The 16,090-nt window shown below is 69.8% G+C and carries 14 protein-coding genes and 1 pseudogene; 12 read left to right on the top strand and 3 right to left on the bottom strand.

Annotated elements, in window-relative coordinates; genetic code table 11:
• Positions 1-7: 7 nt before the first annotated feature.
• On the bottom strand, positions 8-253 hold the full coding sequence (xseB, locus tag K2L43_RS05325; protein ID WP_015912683.1) for an exodeoxyribonuclease VII small subunit: 246 nt from the start codon (positions 251-253) through the stop codon (positions 8-10).
• Between the two features lie 306 nt (positions 254-559).
• On the opposite strand from xseB, the gene K2L43_RS05320 reads away from it, so the two are divergent.
• From K2L43_RS05320 to K2L43_RS05280, 9 genes are all read left to right on the top strand, one after another.
• Positions 560-1,699, top strand: a complete 1,140-nt coding sequence (locus K2L43_RS05320; RefSeq protein WP_047349609.1) for an aromatic ring-hydroxylating dioxygenase subunit alpha — start codon at positions 560-562, stop codon at positions 1,697-1,699.
• Between the two features lie 97 nt (positions 1,700-1,796).
• Entirely contained in the window at positions 1,797-2,708 is a 912-nt protein-coding gene (locus K2L43_RS05315) for a DMT family transporter (RefSeq protein ID WP_015912681.1), read from the top strand.
• A 60-nt stretch (positions 2,709-2,768) separates the two neighbouring features.
• Positions 2,769-3,668: a sulfurtransferase gene (locus tag K2L43_RS05310; RefSeq protein ID WP_041835920.1), complete on the top strand. Its 900-nt coding sequence runs from the start codon at positions 2,769-2,771 to the stop codon at positions 3,666-3,668.
• A 323-nt stretch (positions 3,669-3,991) separates the two neighbouring features.
• Positions 3,992-4,300 (top strand): DUF3649 domain-containing protein, encoded by a 309-nt coding sequence (locus K2L43_RS05305; RefSeq protein ID WP_047349607.1) that lies wholly within the window; start codon positions 3,992-3,994, stop codon positions 4,298-4,300.
• Positions 4,297-5,979 carry a PepSY domain-containing protein gene (locus K2L43_RS05300; protein WP_220638643.1) on the top strand — a complete coding sequence of 561 codons (1,683 nt, stop codon included), beginning with the start codon at positions 4,297-4,299 and terminating at the stop codon, positions 5,977-5,979. Before K2L43_RS05305 ends, K2L43_RS05300 begins: the two co-directional genes overlap by 4 nt.
• Position 5,980: 1 nt before the next feature.
• A complete protein-coding gene (locus tag K2L43_RS05295) occupies positions 5,981-6,334 on the top strand; it encodes a DUF3325 domain-containing protein (RefSeq protein ID WP_047349605.1) in 354 nt (117 codons plus the stop codon).
• 264 nt (positions 6,335-6,598) lie between these two features.
• A complete protein-coding gene (locus tag K2L43_RS05290; protein ID WP_220638642.1) occupies positions 6,599-7,333 on the top strand; it encodes a DUF4198 domain-containing protein in 735 nt (244 codons plus the stop codon).
• Between the two features lie 32 nt (positions 7,334-7,365).
• A complete protein-coding gene (locus tag K2L43_RS05285) occupies positions 7,366-9,522 on the top strand; it encodes a TonB-dependent siderophore receptor (RefSeq protein ID WP_220638641.1) in 2,157 nt (718 codons plus the stop codon).
• Between the two features lie 74 nt (positions 9,523-9,596).
• Complete coding sequence (locus K2L43_RS05280) at positions 9,597-11,750, top strand: TonB-dependent siderophore receptor (protein WP_220638640.1); 2,154 nt, start codon at positions 9,597-9,599, stop codon at positions 11,748-11,750.
• Positions 11,751-11,805: 55 nt separating this feature from the next.
• On the opposite strand, the gene K2L43_RS05275 is transcribed toward K2L43_RS05280, so the two are convergent.
• Entirely contained in the window at positions 11,806-13,242 is a 1,437-nt protein-coding gene (locus tag K2L43_RS05275) for an NAD-dependent succinate-semialdehyde dehydrogenase (RefSeq protein ID WP_011804463.1), read from the bottom strand.
• 135 nt (positions 13,243-13,377) lie between these two features.
• A pseudogene (locus tag K2L43_RS05270) lies at positions 13,378-14,310 on the bottom strand (efflux transporter outer membrane subunit); the annotation flags it as partial.
• Here K2L43_RS05270 and K2L43_RS05265 point away from each other — a divergent pair.
• The 3 genes from K2L43_RS05265 (at position 14,243) to K2L43_RS05255 (ending at position 16,070) form a co-directional block, all read left to right on the top strand.
• Positions 14,243-15,157, top strand: coding sequence for a LysR family transcriptional regulator (locus K2L43_RS05265; protein ID WP_220638639.1), 915 nt, complete (start codon positions 14,243-14,245; stop codon positions 15,155-15,157). The pseudogene K2L43_RS05270 and the gene K2L43_RS05265 sit on opposite strands and share 68 nt — an antisense overlap.
• 109 nt (positions 15,158-15,266) lie before the next feature.
• The gene (locus tag K2L43_RS05260; protein WP_011804461.1) at positions 15,267-15,539 is read left to right on the top strand and encodes a VF530 family DNA-binding protein; all 273 of its coding nucleotides are present in this window, start codon (positions 15,267-15,269) and stop codon (positions 15,537-15,539) included.
• A gap of 153 nt (positions 15,540-15,692) precedes the next feature.
• Positions 15,693-16,070, top strand: coding sequence for a hypothetical protein (locus K2L43_RS05255; protein WP_220638638.1), 378 nt, complete (start codon positions 15,693-15,695; stop codon positions 16,068-16,070).
• Positions 16,071-16,090: the final 20 nt, after the last annotated feature.

The raw sequence follows: 16,090 nt of genomic DNA, 5'->3' as shown, positions 1-16,090 counted from the left end.
GCGGGCGTCACTCCTGCGTCCATGGCTGCAGCGTGCCTTCGTCCAGCACCTTGATCTGGTCCTGTACCGCGTCCAGGCGCGCGCGGCAGAAGTTCAGCAACACCGCGCCCCGCTGGTAGCCCGCCAGCATCTGGTCCAGCGGCAGCTGGCCCGACTCGATGCGGCCCACGAGCTGCTCAAGCTCTTCCAGTGCGGCTTCGTAGCTGACGGGATCGGGCTGGGTGGATGAAGGGGCGGCGGGGGCCTTGGCCATGGAGACGCAGCGCCAAGGGCGCAAGTGGAAACGGCCAATTTTAGGCGCAGGGCCCCGCGCCTACCCGGCGAAGGCCGCGGGGATGCCCCCGCGGCCGGCGGGAGATCGCCGCCCCGGACGCCGCACGCGGCTTGCTAGGCGCGCGCAATACACGTACACCCGCCGCGGAAATAACCCCACCACCTATAATCCCATTCCTTCACCACGAACCGGCTATGGAGTACTTCCCTGGGCCGGTTTCGTTTTTTCTATAGCCCCGTGCGCACGCGCACCCTCCCTGTGGGGAGTCTTTAGGTCAGGTCACCCATGTCTGATTTAAGTCTTCAACTGCAGCAGGCCGCAAGCCAACTACCAGTTTCCAGCTATTTCGACGAAGCGCTGCTGCAGCGCGAACTGGAGACGATCTTCCAGCGAGGGCCCCGCTACGTGGGGCACCAACTCGCCGTCCCCGAGGTGGGCGACTACTTCGCGCTGCCCCAGGAAAAGGAGGGCCGCGCCCTCGTGCGCAATGCCCAGGGGCGGGTGGAGCTGATCTCCAACGTCTGCCGGCACCGCCAGGCAGTGATGCTCAAGGGCCGCGGCAACCTGCAGGCCCAAGGCAAGGGCCATGCGGGCGGCAACATCGTCTGCCCGATTCACCGCTGGACGTATTCCACCAGCGGCGAGCTGTTGGGCGCGCCGCATTTCGCGCACGACCCCTGCCTGAATCTCAACAACTACAAGCTGCGCGAATGGAACGGCCTGCTGTTCGAGGACAACGGTCGCGACATCGCCGCCGACCTGGCCGGCATGGGCACGCAGCGTGAGCTGTCGTTCGAGGGCTATGCGCTCGACCATGTGGAACTGCACGAGTGCAACTACAACTGGAAGACCTTCATCGAGGTCTACCTGGAGGACTACCACGTGGGTCCGTTCCATCCGGGCCTGGGCAACTTCGTCACCTGTGACGATCTGAAGTGGGAGTTCCAAAAGGAATACTCCGTGCAAACCGTGGGGGTGGCTTCCACGTTCGGCAAGCCGGGCTCCGACGTGTACAAGAAGTGGCACGAGGTGCTGCTGAAGTATCGCGAAGGCAAGATGCCCGAGCGCGGCGCGATCTGGCTGACCTACTACCCGCACATCATGGTGGAGTGGTATCCGCACGTGCTCACCGTCAGCACGCTGCACCCGATCGGTGTGGACAAGACGCTGAACATGGTGGAGTTCTACTACCCCGAGGAAATCGTCGCCTTCGAGCGCGAGTTCGTCGAGGCGCAGCGTGCGGCCTACATGGAAACCTGCATCGAGGATGACGAGATCGCCGAGCGCATGGACGCGGGCCGCAAGGCCCTGATGGAACGCGGCGACAACGAGGTCGGCCCCTACCAGAGCCCCATGGAGGACGGCATGCAGCACTTCCACGAGTGGTACCGCGGTCGCATGGGTGCCGCCGTGTCCCGCGGCTAAGGCCCCACACCGCCGCCCCACGCTACCATTACAATAGCTGCCAGCGCTTGATACACAAGCGCTGGCAGCTATTTTTATTCATACCCATAGGTTTTCCATGCAAGCGCTCTGGATGGTGTTGGCGGCGTTCCTGTTCGCAAGCATGGGGGTCTGCGTGAAGATGGCCTCGGCCTACTTCAACGCGGCCGAACTGGTCTGCTACCGCGGCTTCATCGGCATGGCCATCCTCTGGGCGCTGGCACGCTCGCAAAAGGTGGCGCTGGCCACACGTTACCCCGGCATGCACGCCTGGCGGAGCCTGATCGGCGTGACTTCGCTGGGCGCGTGGTTCTACGCCATCGCCTACCTGCCCCTGCCCACGGCGATGACGCTCAACTACATGAGCAGCGTGTGGATCGCCGCCTTCCTGATCGGCGGCGCGCTGCTCGCCTGGCGCCCCTCCAGCGCGCAGCCGCGCCCGCCGTTGCAAGTGACCTTGGTGCTGACCGTGCTGGTCGGGTTCGCGGGCGTGGTCATGATGCTGCGCCCCAGCATCGACGACAACCAGGCCTTCGCGGGCCTGGTGGGCCTGTGCTCGGGCCTGACCGCCGCGTTCGCCTACATGCAGGTGGTGGCGCTGTCGCGCCTGGGCGAGCCCGAGACGCGCACCGTGTTCTATTTCGCCGTGGGCTCGGCCGTAGCCGGCGGCGCGGCTATGCTGGTCACGGGTATGTCCGACTGGCCCGGGTGGCCCGCGCTGTGGCTGCTGCCGCTGGGCCTGCTGGCCGCGGGCGGGCAGTTGTGCATGACACGTGCCTACTCGCGCGCCCTCACCGCCCGCGGCACGCTGGTGGTGGCCAACCTGCAGTACTCGGGCATCGTCTTCGCCAGCATCTACGGCGTGGCGCTGTTCGGCGACCAGTTGCCGCTCATCGGCTGGGCGGGCATGGCGCTCATCGTGGGCAGCGGCATCACGGCCACCGTACTGCGCGCCCGGGCCGCGCCGGACACGCCTGCCGAAGAACACTGACGCGCTGGCGCGCCCAACGCCACGACAATGGGGCCTGATCGATACGCACAGAGCCCGACCATGCCCTACACCACGCTGATCTCCGTTCCTGAACTGCAGTCCCTCCTGCACAGCGGCCAGCCGCTGATGGTGTTCGACTGCAGCTTCGACCTCACCCAACCCACCCTGGGCGCCAGCCAATACCGCGAGGCGCACATCCCCGGCGCCTTCCACGCCGACCTGGACAAGCACCTGAGCGCCCGCCATGGCGCCCCCGGCGCGGGCGGCACGGTCGTGGCCTCGGCGGCGGACGAGCCCGCATCGGGCGGGCGCCACCCGCTGCCCAACCGCGAGCGATTTGCGACCTGGCTCTCGGACATCGGCTTTGCCAATGACATGCAGGCCGTGGTGTACGACCGCAACGGCGCCAACTACTGCGGCCGCCTGTGGTGGATGCTCAAGTGGGCGGGGCATGATGCCGTGGCCGTGCTCGACGGCGGGCTGCAGGCCTGGCAGGCCGCCGGCGGCGCGGTGGCCAGCGGCGACGAGCCGGCGCGTTTCCAGTCGCACTTTCGGCTGCAGGCGCCGCTGCGCCGGCTGGTGAGCGCGCAGGAGGTGCTGGCGCAACTGGGTCAGCCCGGCCAGACGGTGGTCGACGCGCGCGCCACACCGCGCTACCGGGGCGAGGTGGAGCCGCTGGATCCCGTGGCGGGCCACATCCCCGGCGCACTCAACCGCCCCTTCGGCCTGAACCTGGGAACGGACGGCCACTTCAAAAGCCCGGAGCAGCTGCGTGCCGAGTTCACCACCCTGCTGGATGGCCGCGACCCCGCCACCGTCGTCCATCAATGCGGCAGCGGCGTGAGTGCCCTGCCCAACCTGCTGGCCATGGAAATCGCGGGCCTGGGTCCCACGGCCCTGTTTGCCGGCAGCTGGAGCGAGTGGTGCAGCGACCCCGGCCGGCCGGTTGAGCGCGGCTGACGCTCACGCGGACGCTTCCGCAACGTTACAGCCCGTTTTGCGGTGCACGGCCAAGCCGGCGCCGCGCCTGGGCCTGCCTGTGGTGCACGCGCAGCGGCACCTGTCGCGCGCACGCATCGCAACGGCGGACGGCCTTCACGTACGCAGGCATTCCTCACCTATACTTAAATGCGAATCGTTCTCATGACATATCTTAAGTAATCCGTGATCCGCACCTGCTCCGCCTTGACGTTGCGCCTCGACGCCGCTCCGCCCCTGTTCAACGGCGAGGCCTCGGCCGCCGTGCGGCCGTCCCGCTCCCTCGCGGCACAGGAGGGAGTCCGATGAGGCCCACGCAACCGTTGTGGCGCTACCGGCTCGCCGTGGCCTCGCGCACACTGGCCGCGGTGGCGGGAGGCTATGCGCTCACGGCGGCCTTCACGGCTGCGGCCGCGCTGGCCCTGGCACAACGCAGCACCCGCGTGGACGCCGTGCTGGCCGCCACCTTGCTGGCGTGGCTGGTCTATGCGTTGGCCATCGCCTGGGTTTTCTTTGCGCGCACGGCCTGGCAGGCCTGGTGCGGCGTGCTGGGCCCTGCGATGCTGCTGGGGCTGGCCGCCCAGGTGCCGCAATGGCTGGCGGGTGCCGCATGAGCCCGCCCGCCGACGCATCCCGCGCCCCCGCACGCGAGGGCTTTCGCCAGGCCATGGCCTGGCTGCACACCTGGGCGGGGCTGCTGCTGGGCTGGCTGCTGTTTGCCATCTTCGTGACGGGCACGCTGTCGTATTTCAAGCCCGAGTTCAACCACTGGATGCGCCCCGAACTCCATGCCTTGCCGCCCGCCAAGGCAGATGACGCGGCAGCCGTCGCCGAGCGCGCCCTGGCCGCCCTGCGGCAGCACGCACCGCAGGCCACCCAGTGGATCATGCGCCTGCCCGACGAGCGCCAGCCCGAGGTGTCGCTGCTGTGGCACGCGGGGCCGCGCGAGCGCTTCCAGGCCCTGCTGGTGCACCCCGCCACCGGCGACATCCTCACGCCACGGGCCACGGCGGGGGGAGACTTCTTCTACCGCTTCCATTTCGAGTTGCGCACTGCGCACCAGGGCCGCTGGGTGCTGCAAGGGCGCTGGATCGTGGGCGTGGCCACGCTGCTGATGTTCGTGGCGCTGCTCACCGGCGTGGTCACGCACCGGCGCATCTTCAAGGACTTCTTCACCTTTCGCCCCGCCAAGGGCGGCCAGCGTGCATGGCTGGATGCGCACAACGTCAGCGGCGTGCTGGCGCTGCCGTTCTACCTGGTGATCACCTTCAGCGGACTCATGATCTTTCACTCGCTGTACCTGCCGGCGGGCATTGCCGCCGTGTATCCCGGCGCACGCGGCACCGACACGGCCAGCTACTTCGCAGAACTGCAGGGGGACGCCCCGCGCAGCGCGGGCACCGCCCAGGCCGGTCCGCCCGCGCCCCTGCCACCGCTGGCCGTGGCCGCTGCCATGCAGCAGGCCCAGGCCCACTGGCAGGGAGGGCGCGTGCAGCGCCTGCGCGCGCAGCGCGACCCCGGCGGCGATGTGCGCCTGGAGGTCACGCGCCATGACGGCGACCGCCTGCAGTACGGTCCCGAACGCCTGTGGTTCGATGGCGCCAGTGGCCAGTTGCTGCACGAAGCCGCCCCCGCCGGCGCGGCACGGCAGACCTATGGCGTGCTCTACGGCCTGCACCTTGCACGGTTCGCAGGTCCCGGCCTGCGCTGGGCCCTGTTCGGCTTCGGCGTGCTGGGCAGCCTGATGATCGCCACCGGCCTGGTGCTGTGGACTGTCAAGCGCCAAGCGCAGGCACGGCGTCCCCATGCCGGGCAGCCCCAGCGCCTGCTCTTTGGCGAGCGGCTGGTGGCCAGCCTCAACCTGGCGGCGCTGGCCGGCCTGCCGCTGGCTTTGGCGGTCTACCTCGCTGCCAACCGGCTGCTGCCGCTGCACTGGGCGGCGCGGGCCGATGCGGAGCTGGCCTGTTTCTTCAGCGCATGGGCGCTAGCGCTGCTGCTCGCGGCCGTCTCGCCGGGCCGGCGCGGCTGGTGCGCCCTGCTGGCACTGGCCGGGGCGCTCTGGGCGCTGCTGCCGCTGCTGAACGCAGCCACCACGCACGCGCACCTGGGCGTCAGCCTGCCAGCCCGCGACTGGGTTTTGGCGGGCATGGACCTGGCATTCCTCGCCACCGGCGCGTTGCTGCTGGCGCTGGCCTACCGGCTGCGGCCGCTGCGGGCGCCCGCCAGCGCAAGGCCCCCAGCGACCGTGCAGGCACATCTGTCGGCCACGCGCGGCCACCGCGCGGGAGCCTGAGATGACGGAACTGTTGTTGTGCCTGGCCGGCTGGTGCGCCATGGCCCTGGGCATGGATCGGCACCACGAGGACGCGCTGCGCCGATCCGCCACCGCCCCCACGCTGCAGCGCCTGCGTGGCGTGGGCTGGGTACTGCTGGCAGCGGCCCTGGCCCATGCCGTGGGACGGCCGGCCCCGACCGTGCCCATGGGCCTGGTGTGGTGGAGCGTAGCCCTCTCGCTGGCAGCGCTGGCCGCCACGGCGCTGGCCACCTGGCGGCCACGCTGGCTGCCCACCGCCGGCGTGGCGGCCTTGCTGGCCGCGCTGTTCGTAGGGGCCGCGGCCACGGGCTGCGCCGGCGCGGGGCCGGGCTGAGCCCGCATGGCCCGCATCGCGGGCCGGTGTGCCGACGCACACGCACTTCTTTCAGAGCCACCCACGCCAGCCGCCCGGCTGGCGCAGGCAGCCAGCGTTATCCACAAGGCGCCCCGGGGCGCCCTTGCGAGAGCCTTCATGCGCCTGCCTGTACTCCACATAAAAACCTGCCACAGCGCTTATCTGTAAAGCGCTGACAGCTATTCATTCAATAGCAAACGCCATTCCTCGCATACATCCATCCATTCACAGGAGAACACGCCCATGTCCCTCATCCCTCGACACCCCCTCGCGCGGCTGGCCGGTGCGCTGCTGCTGGCCGGCGGCGCTGCGCAGGCCCACCAGGTCTGGCTGGAGCAGGCACCGAACGAGACGCGCCTGCACTTCGGTGAATACGCCGATAACCTGCGCGAGACCTCGCCGGGCCTGTTGGACAAATTCACCGCAGTGCCTGTGCTACGCCAGGCCGGCGCGCGGTCGACCGAAGGCCGCCGCACGCCCACCGCCTTCGTCTATGCGCCGCAAAGCGCCGCGGACACGCTCTGGGCGGAAGCTCCGTACCCGCTCATCGACCGCAGCAAGACGCAGCGTCCACCGCTGCTGTGGCGCCCCGCGGCGCGCTGGGTGTCCAGCCTGGCGCAGCCGGTGGACGCCGCCACGCCCCTGGACCTGGTGCCCACGGGGCAGGACGGCACGCTGCGCGTGGTGTTCCAGGGCGCCCCGCTGCCCAAGGCCAAGGTGACGCTGGTGGCGCCCTCCGGCTGGTCGCGCGAGGCCACCACCGGCGAAGACGGCACGGTGCGCTTTGCCCTGCCATGGCAGGGCCAGTACGTGGCCGAGGTCCAACACACCGACAAGACCCCCGGCGAGCACCTGGGCCAGCCCTATGGCGAAGCGAGCTACGTGACCACGCTGAGCTTCGTGCAGACGCACGGCGCCATATCGCCTGCCCTGCCCGCCCTGCCCGCCCTGCCCGCACCGACCGCCAAGGCGCGCTGAGCGGTGTCCCGCCCCTTGCATCCCCTACCGCCATGAAACCTCCCCTTGTTCCCCGGCCGCGGCGCACGGCCGTGGCCCTGGCCGCGCAGGCCGCGCAAGCCGCGCTGTGGCTGCTGTGCGGCAGCGCGATCGCACAGACCGCCGAGGCCCCGCCGGGCGCGCCGGCGGCAACCGCCACCCCCACCCTGCGCCAGGTAGACGTGGTCGACTCCACGGCGGGCGCCGCCGCCACGCCCGCGCGCCGCGCGCAAAGCAGCTCGCGCCTGGGCCTGCCAGTGCTGGAGACGCCGCGCGCCGTGAGCGTGATCGACAGCGCGCTGCTGGAGCAGCAGTTGGCCACCACGGAGCGCGACGTGCTGCGCAACGCGGCCGGCGTGTCCTCGCGCAGCGAGTACGCAGGCTCGTACTCGCAGTTCGCGATCCGCGGGTTGTGGGCCAACAACACCTACAACTACCTGCGCGACGGTGCCAAGTTCGTGCACCTGCTCGATCCACCGCTGTTCAACATCGAACGCGTCGAGGTCATCAAGGGACCGGCCGCGCTGGAGTTCGGCCAGGTGGCGCCGGGCGGCCTCGTCAACTACGTGAGCAAGCGGCCCCAGGCCGATCCGCTGCGCAGCGTGAAGATCGGCGCCGGCAGCCACGGCTGGCGCAATGCCGAATTCGACCTCACCGGCCCCCTGAATGCCGACGGCACGCTGCGCTACCGGCTGGACGGCGGCGCGAGCCGCGGCGGCAGCTTCGTGGACGGCAACACGCCGCGCAAGCAGGGCCTGGCCGGCAGCCTGGAATGGCAGCTCACGCCGGACACGCGCTGGCGCGCACAGGCCGAGTACCAAAGCCTGGAAGGCGTATCCACCGTGGGGCTGGCGGTGCCCGACCCGCAGAACCCGCGCAGCGCGGACGTGCTCCCGGTGGGCACCTTCTATGGCGAGCCCTGGCTGCGCACCGACGGGCACCTGCGCTTTTATTCCACGGAGCTGCAGCACCGCTTCACCGACAGCCTTGAAGGGCGGGTGCACTTGTCGCGCAACGAGACCTTTCGCAACGTGAACATGGTCTACCCCATCGGCCCGGTGACGGGCGGCCAGGTCGCGCGCAGCTACTGGCTGGCACCGGGGCAGAACTACACGTCGGACACCGCGCTGGCCGAACTGCGCGCACAAGTGCGGACGGGTCCCGTGCGCCACACGCTGCTCGCCGGGCTGGATTGGCGTGCCATCGAGGGCGTGTACGGTGCGCGTGGCACGGGCAACCTGGGTGCGGTGGACCTGTACCAGCCCGTGACGGGCCTGGTGCCGCCCGCGGCTTCGGGCGGCAGGGCCGCAGTGGCCTCGGACACGCGCAACACGGGCCTGTTCGTGCAGGACCGGATCGCCCTGGGCGACTTCAGCCTGCTGCTGGGCCTGCGCCACGACCGGCTCAAGGACGCTTACACCAAGCCCGCCACGGATCTGAGCAAGACCCAGCCCAGCGCCGCGCTGAGCTGGCAGCCCCTGCCCGCCAGCATGTTCTATGTGAGCCATGCGCGCTCGTTCCAGGCGAACTCGGGCACGCTGCTGTGGGGCGACCGCGCGGCACCGCCCTCCGAGGGCAAGCAGCTGGAGGTGGGCTGGAAGCAGGAATGGCTGGGCCAGCGCCTGCTCACCACCGTATCGGCCTTCGCGCTGGAACTGACCAACGCACCGGCCAACGACCCCGAGCACCCCGGCTACTCGGTGCTGACAGGCCGCCAGCGCATCAAGGGGCTGGAAGTGGAGGCACAAGGCCGCATCACCCCGGGCTGGAGCGTCACCGCGCAGGCCACCTTCCTCGACCCCAAGGTGCTGGCCGACACCGTGCCCGGCGCCAACGTGGGCCACCGCGTCGCGCTCGCCCCGCGGCGCACCGCCTCGCTGTGGACCCAGTACCGCCTGCCCCGGGTGCCCGGCCTGTGGGTCGGCGGCGGGCTGGTCCACCAGGGCGACAAGTTCACCGCCAACGACAACCGGTGGCGCCTGCCCGGCTACACCGTGGTGGACCTCGCGCTGGGCTACCAGTTCGGCGGCGGCGTGCGACTGCAAGCCAACCTGAAGAACGCCGCCAACCGGCGCTACTACGTGGACGCATCCACCACGGCCGCGGGCTTTGCGGCCGTCACACCGGGCGAGCCGCGCTCGCTCTACGTCACGCTGGACTACACGTTCTGAGCCCCTCAATTTCTATCAAAACACGCTGCAGCGTCCGTCCATCCTGCGCAACCAGCTTCACTATTCATAGCACCATGATCTTTCGCACTTTCCCCGCCACGCGCACTGCCGCCGCACAGGCCGCCGTGGCGCTGCTGTGCGGCGCCGCCGCGCATGCCCAGACCACCGAAGCCGCCCTGCCCGCGGTCACCATCAGCGCCGACCCGGCGCAGCAAAGCGCCACCGAACCGGTACGGGGCTTCGTGGCCCGCCGCGCGCTGTCGGCCACCAAGACCGACACGCCGCTCATCGAGACACCCCAGGCCATCAGCGTGGTCACGCGCGACCAGATGGAAGCCCAGGGAGTACAGACGCTGCGCGAGACCACGCGCTACAGCGCGGGCATCGTATCGAGCTACTTCGACAGCCGCGTGGACAGTTTCAAGGCGCGCGGCGGCGATGTGACGCAGTACCTGGACGGCCTGCTGCGCACCTATGGCACGTACAACAATGTCAAGGCAGAGCCCTACACGCTGGAGCGCGTGGAATTCCTGCGCGGCCCCTCTTCGGTGCTCTACGGCCAGGGCAGCGTGGGCGGCGTGCTCAACCTCACGTCCAAGCGTCCGCTGGCCGAGCGCCAGCGCGAGGTGCAGGTGCAGATAGGCAGCCATGCGCGCAAGCAGATCGCCGCCGACCTGACCGGCCCGCTGGATGCCGAGGGCCGGTGGCTCTACCGCCTGGTGGCCGTAGGCCGCGACAGCGGCACGCAGGTGGACCACGTGGACGATGACCGCGTGGTGTTCGCGCCATCGCTCACCTGGCGGCCGAGTGCGGACACCTCACTCACGCTGCAGGCGCACTACCAGAAGGACCAAAGCGGCTCGATGATCGGCTTCTTCCCCTGGCAGGGCACGCGGCTGCCGAGTGCCTACGGGCGTATTCCCACCAACACCTTCATCAGCGAGCCGGGCTGGGACGCCTACGACACCGAGAACGCCTCCTGGGGCTACCTCTTCAGCCACCGCCTGAACGGCGACTGGACGCTGCGCCAGAACCTGCGCCGCACCGTGAGCGACGTGGACTACCGCACGCTCTACACCAGCTTCACTGCCAATGCCGCCAGCGGCCGACCCGCGCGTCCGGTGTTCGACGCCAATGGTCGCACCGTGCTGCGGGACGCCGCCTGGCAACGCAACGCCAGCCGCCTGCTGCTCATCGACACGCAGCTGGAGGGGCGCCTGCGCGCGGGCGCGGTGGAGCACACGCTGCTGGTCGGCGTGGACGGTCAGCGCAACCACACCAGCCAGTCCAATTGGCGCGCCGTGGCGCCCGCCATCGACGTGTATGCACCGGTGTACGGCAACTTCACCCCGCCCAGCAGCGCCGCCCTGACGGCCCTGCCCGACGTGACGCAGCGCCAGCTGGGCCTGTACCTGCAGGACCAGATGCGCTGGGGTGCGTGGACCGCCACGCTGGGCCTGCGCCATGACCGCGCCAAGACCGACACCGAAGGCCGCCCCGCCGCGGCGGTGGACGACAAGGCCTGGACCAAGCGCCTGGGCCTGACCTACCAGGCCGGCGGGGGCTGGGCACCGTATGTCGGTTATTCAGAGTCGTTCCAACCGCTGGGCGGCGTCAACGTGTACGGCACGGCCTACAAACCCCAGCGCGGCCAGCAGTGGGAGGCCGGCGTGAAGTGGATGCCCGAAGGGCGCGGCATCTCGGCCTTTGCGGCGCTCTACCACCTGCGCGAGAAGAACCGCAAGACCACCGACCCGAGCAACCCGCTCAACAGCCTGCAGATCGGCGAGGTCACCATCAAGGGTCTCGAAGCCGAGATGACCGCCAGCCTGGCGCGCCATTGGGACTGGACGCTGGGCTATGCCTATGCCGACGCCACCATCAGCCGCAGCAACGCGGGCGACCAGGGCCAGCGCGTGGCGGGCGTGCCGCGGCACACGGCGTCCAGCTGGCTCATGCACCGCTTCGCGGCCCAGGGCCGGGGCGGCTGGACGGTAGGCGCCGGCGTGCGCTACACCGGATCGCAGTGGACCGGCACACCGGCCATCGATACCCCGTCGGTGCTGCTGGCCGATGCCATGGTGACCTACGACGCGGGCGATTGGCGCCTGGCGCTGAACATCAACAACCTGACGGACAAGGTCAACATCACCCAGTGCCTGGCGCGCGGCGACTGCTTCTATGGCGAGCGCCGCAACGTGCTGCTGACGGGCACCTATCGCTTCTGAGCGCGGTGTAAAAAAAGCCCCGGCAGGCCGGGGCTGGTGGTGCTGAAGGGCGGCGTCAGACGTGGGTGATGGAGATCGCGCGCGTGTTCAAGCAAGCCTCCAGCGCCTCGGGGCCGCCCTCGGAACCGTAGCCCGAATCCTTGATGCCGCCAAACGGCAGCTCGGCCGAGGGCGTCGCGGGCTGGTTGATCCACAGCATGCCCACCTCGACGCGCTGGCTCAGCAGGTGCGCATTCTTGAGCGAGCGCGTGAACGCGTAGCCCGCCAGGCCGTAGGCGAGGCGGTTGGCCTCGGCGATGGCCGCTTCGAGCTGCGTGAAACCCTGCACGGCCGCGACGGGTCCGAAGGGTTCCTCGTTGAAGATGCGTGCATGGGTCGGCACGTTGTCGAGCACCGTGGGCGCAAAGAAGTTGCCCACCTCGCCCAGCCGCTCGCCACCCGTGCGCACCGTGGCGCCCTGCTGCACGGCATCGGCCAGCAGGTCGGCCATGGCCGCCACGCGGCGCGGGTTGGCCAGCGGGCCCATCTGCGTGCCCTCGGCCAGGCCGTCGCCCACCTTCAGGCCTTGGGCATGGCGCGTGAGCGCGGCCACGAAGTCGGCGCGCACGCTCTCGTGCACCAAAAAGCGCGTGGGCGAGATGCAGACCTGCCCCGCGTTGCGGAACTTGGCGCCGCCCGAGGCCTTGACCGCCAGCTCGATGTCCGCGTCCTCGCAGACGATCACCGGCGCGTGGCCGCCCAACTCCATGGTCACACGCTTCATGTGCTGGCCCGCCAGCCCCGCCAGTTGCTTGCCCACGGGGGTGGAGCCGGTGAACGTGACTTTGCGCACGATGGGGTGCGGGATCAGGTAGTTGGAGATCTCGGCCGGGTTGCCGTACACCAGGCCCACCGCACCGGCGGGCACGCCGGCATCGGCAAATGCACGGATCAGCTCGGCCGGGCTGGCGGGCGTCTCCTCCGGCGCCTTGACCAGCACCGCGCAGCCCGCGGCCAGCGCCGCGCCCAGTTTGCGCACCACCTGGTTGATGGGGAAGTTCCAGGGCGTGAACGCGGCCACCACCCCCACCGGGTCCTTCACCACCATCTGGCGCACGGCGAGGTTGCGCGACGGCACGATGCGGCCGTACACGCGCATGCCCTCATCGGCAAACCACTCGATGATGTCGGCCGCGGCCATGGCCTCGACACGCGCCTCGGCCCGGGGCTTGCCCTGCTCCTGCGTGAGGATGGCGGCAATGGCATCGGCGCGCTCGCGCATCAGCGCGGCCGCCCGGCGCATGGTCTTGGCGCGCTCAATGGCGGGCGTGTCGCGCCACACCTCGAAGCCCTTTTGCGCAGCCGCCAGCGCACGGTCCAGGTCGGCAATGCCCGCATGCGCCACCCGCCCGATTTCCTGGCCCGTGGCCGGGTTGTGCACGGCGATGGTCTTGCCGCTCTCGGCGTCCTGCCATTGGCCGGCGATGAAAAGGCGCGTGTCGGGATAGGTCATGCAATAGGCTCCTGGGTGTCATGTCAAGAATAATCGGGCGCCAGGCGCAGGAGCAAGACCCGCGCCGGCCGCAACTGGTCACTATAGAGTGCAACGCCCCGCGGCGCAGTCGCGTGGGCGCGAATCCCCACGGGCTCAGCTGGTGGTATCCCAACCCCCGCCCAGCGCGCGCACCAACCCCACCGTGGCCACGTACTGCGCTGTGCGCACCTGCAGCGCCTGGCGGCGGTTGCGCAGCTCGCTGCGGCGCGCATCCAGCAACTCCAATTGGCTCACCAGACCGTTGCGGTAGCGCGAATCGGACAGCTGCGCAGCGCGCGCGGCGGACTGCACGGCGCGGTCCTGTGCCTGCGCCTGGCCGGCCAGCAGGCGCAGCGCGCTGAGCTGGTCTTCCACCTCGCGAAAGGCTGTGAGCACCTGGCCGCGGTGGGCGGCGAGCGCCCCTTCCAGCCGGGCGCGCGCACCCTCCTCCGGGGCGGCGCGCTGGCCGCCATCGAAGAGCGGCAGCGACAGCAGCATGCCAATGCCCCACGAACGCGCCGACCACTTGAACAGATCGCCCAGCTCGGGCGATGCAAAGCCCGCGCTGCCCGTGAGTGCCAGCGCGGGAAACCACGCCGCCTGCGCCACGCCCACCCGTGCTTGCGCCGCCAGCACCGCGGCCTGGGCCGCAGACACATCGGGCCTGCGCGCCAGGACCGTGCTGGGCACGCCGGGCGGAATCACCGGCAGCGCGGCCTCGACCGCCGCCGGTGGCAGCGAGAAGCCCATGGCCACGTCGCCCACCAGCACGGCCAATGCATGCCGCAGCTGCGCCTGCTGACGCTCCAGCGCCAGTGCTTCGGATTCAGTGGCCGCCACCTCCGTCTGCACGCGCGCCACATCCAGCTCCGCCACATCCAGCTCCGCCACGTCGCCCGCCTGGTAGCGGCGCTGCGTGAGGTGCAGCGTGCCGCGGTAGGCCTCCAGACTCTCATTCACCAGCGAGAAGGAGAAGCACATGGACCAGATACAGGCCATGCGCATATTCGCGCGGGTGGTCGAAGCTGGCACCTTCACGCGCGCCGCCGATTCATTGCAACTGCCCAAGGGCACCGTGACCAAGCACGTCCAGGCGCTGGAGGAGCGCCTGCGCGTGAAGCTGCTCAACCGCACCACGCGCCGCGTCACCGTGACGGCCGACGGCGCCGCGTTCTACGACCGCACCGTGCGCCTGTTGGCCGACTTCGACGACATCGAAGCCAGCATGAGCCAGGCGCGCGCCAACCCGCGCGGGCGTCTGCGCGTGGACGTGGGATCGTCGGTGGCGCGGCTGCTCATCGTGCCAAACCTGGCGCAGTTCCAGGAGCGATACCCCAACATCCAGATGGACCTGGGCGTCAGCGACCGCACCGTGGACCTCATCGGCGACAACGTCGACTGTGTGATCCGCGGCGGCGAGCTGGCCGACCAGTCCCTGGTGGCGCGGCGCATCGGCAACCTGGAATTCATCACCGTGGCCGCGCCCGCCTACCTGGAGCGCTTTGGCGTGCCCGCGCACCCGCTGGACCTGGAGCGCAGCCACCGCACCGTGATCTACTTCTCGCCCGTTTCGGCGCGCCGCTATCCGCTGGAGTTTCGCAAGGACGGCGAGGTGATCGAAACCTCGGGCCCCTCTCACCTGGCCGGGAACGAGAGCAACGCCTATCTGAACGCCCTCGTCGCCGGCCAGGGCGTGGGGCAGATCACCACCTTCCAGGCCCAGCAGCACTTCGAGCGCGGCGAACTCGTGCGCGTGCTGCCCGACTGGTCCCACCCCCTGCTGCCCGTGTACGTGGTGTATCCGCCCAACCGCCATCTGAGCGCCAAGGTACGCGCCTTCGTCGACTGGGCTGCGGAGCTGTTTGCCAACGAGCCGCTGCTGCAACACCAGTAGAGGCAATTGCTATATTTTTAATAGCTGTTGGCGCTTACCAAATAAGCGCTATATGGCAATTTCCTTCAAACCAGCGTTCGTGGGCGGCAAGCGCGTATGCTCGCCGTCCATGACCGACCAACCTGCAGCGCCCGCCCCGCAACCACCCGCACAGCCCCGCAATCCGCTGCACGGCATCACGCTGGAGGCGATGGTCGTGGCGCTGCAGCAGTACTTCGGCTGGGAAGGTCTGGCCAACCGCATTCCCGTACGCTGCTTCCAGAGCGACCCCAGCGTCGCCTCCAGCCTCAAGTTCCTGCGCAAGACGCCATGGGCGCGCGAAAAGGTCGAGGGCCTGTACCTGTTCATGCTGCGCGAGCAGCGGCGCAACGCATCGCGTTGACCGCGGGGACGGTCGCACTGGCGAACGTGCACGGCAGCTGGCGCATGCCGGCGCGCGGTTCGTCGCAATGCGCTGGAACGCCGACGGGCGGGCCAGCACAGTGGCTCCACGGACGGCATGGTGCCGCCGGCAGTGTCCCCCACAGGAGCCCTCATGAACGCCTTGCATACGCTGACCTCGCAGGTCCCTTCCACGCGCCGCCCCTTGCTGCGCGGCGCCATCGCCAGTGCCGTACTGGCGCTGGCCGGCACCGCCACTACGGGCGCGCTGGCCCAGGTGCCGCAGCACGCCCCCGCGCCCCCGGCGGCACAGACGCAGGTGGCCGCCATGCCCCATTCCACCCACGACCGTACCAACGCTGTCGGCCGCACACGCGCTGAAGTGATTGCCGAACTGCAATGCGCGCGCGAGTCGGGCGAGCTGGAGGCCAGCGTGCTGGCCCAGTACGGCCTGGTGCCCCCTGCCCGCCAAGGCGCGCGCGCGAACTGCACGCACGATGCCCAGAGCCGCCAAATGGCACAGGGCCAATAAACACCCCCGAGCCCGGGCCC

This window comes from Diaphorobacter sp. MNS-0 (genome assembly GCF_019602835.1).
In the GTDB taxonomy this organism is placed as follows: domain Bacteria; phylum Pseudomonadota; class Gammaproteobacteria; order Burkholderiales; family Burkholderiaceae_C; genus Diaphorobacter; species Diaphorobacter nitroreducens.
This window is presented reverse-complemented; position numbering and strand designations above follow the sequence as displayed.

Coding starts and splice junctions, on each gene's coding strand:
- xseB (WP_015912683.1), bottom strand. CDS start 253: ATGGCCAAGGCCCCCGCCGCCCCTTCATCCACCCAGCCCGATCCCGTC.
- K2L43_RS05320 (WP_047349609.1), top strand. CDS start 560: ATGTCTGATTTAAGTCTTCAACTGCAGCAGGCCGCAAGCCAACTACCA.
- K2L43_RS05315 (WP_015912681.1), top strand. CDS start 1,797: ATGCAAGCGCTCTGGATGGTGTTGGCGGCGTTCCTGTTCGCAAGCATG.
- K2L43_RS05310 (WP_041835920.1), top strand. CDS start 2,769: ATGCCCTACACCACGCTGATCTCCGTTCCTGAACTGCAGTCCCTCCTG.
- K2L43_RS05305 (WP_047349607.1), top strand. CDS start 3,992: ATGAGGCCCACGCAACCGTTGTGGCGCTACCGGCTCGCCGTGGCCTCG.
- K2L43_RS05300 (WP_220638643.1), top strand. CDS start 4,297: ATGAGCCCGCCCGCCGACGCATCCCGCGCCCCCGCACGCGAGGGCTTT.
- K2L43_RS05295 (WP_047349605.1), top strand. CDS start 5,981: ATGACGGAACTGTTGTTGTGCCTGGCCGGCTGGTGCGCCATGGCCCTG.
- K2L43_RS05290 (WP_220638642.1), top strand. CDS start 6,599: ATGTCCCTCATCCCTCGACACCCCCTCGCGCGGCTGGCCGGTGCGCTG.
- K2L43_RS05285 (WP_220638641.1), top strand. CDS start 7,366: ATGAAACCTCCCCTTGTTCCCCGGCCGCGGCGCACGGCCGTGGCCCTG.
- K2L43_RS05280 (WP_220638640.1), top strand. CDS start 9,597: ATGATCTTTCGCACTTTCCCCGCCACGCGCACTGCCGCCGCACAGGCC.
- K2L43_RS05275 (WP_011804463.1), bottom strand. CDS start 13,242: ATGACCTATCCCGACACGCGCCTTTTCATCGCCGGCCAATGGCAGGAC.
- K2L43_RS05265 (WP_220638639.1), top strand. CDS start 14,243: ATGGACCAGATACAGGCCATGCGCATATTCGCGCGGGTGGTCGAAGCT.
- K2L43_RS05260 (WP_011804461.1), top strand. CDS start 15,267: ATGACCGACCAACCTGCAGCGCCCGCCCCGCAACCACCCGCACAGCCC.
- K2L43_RS05255 (WP_220638638.1), top strand. CDS start 15,693: ATGAACGCCTTGCATACGCTGACCTCGCAGGTCCCTTCCACGCGCCGC.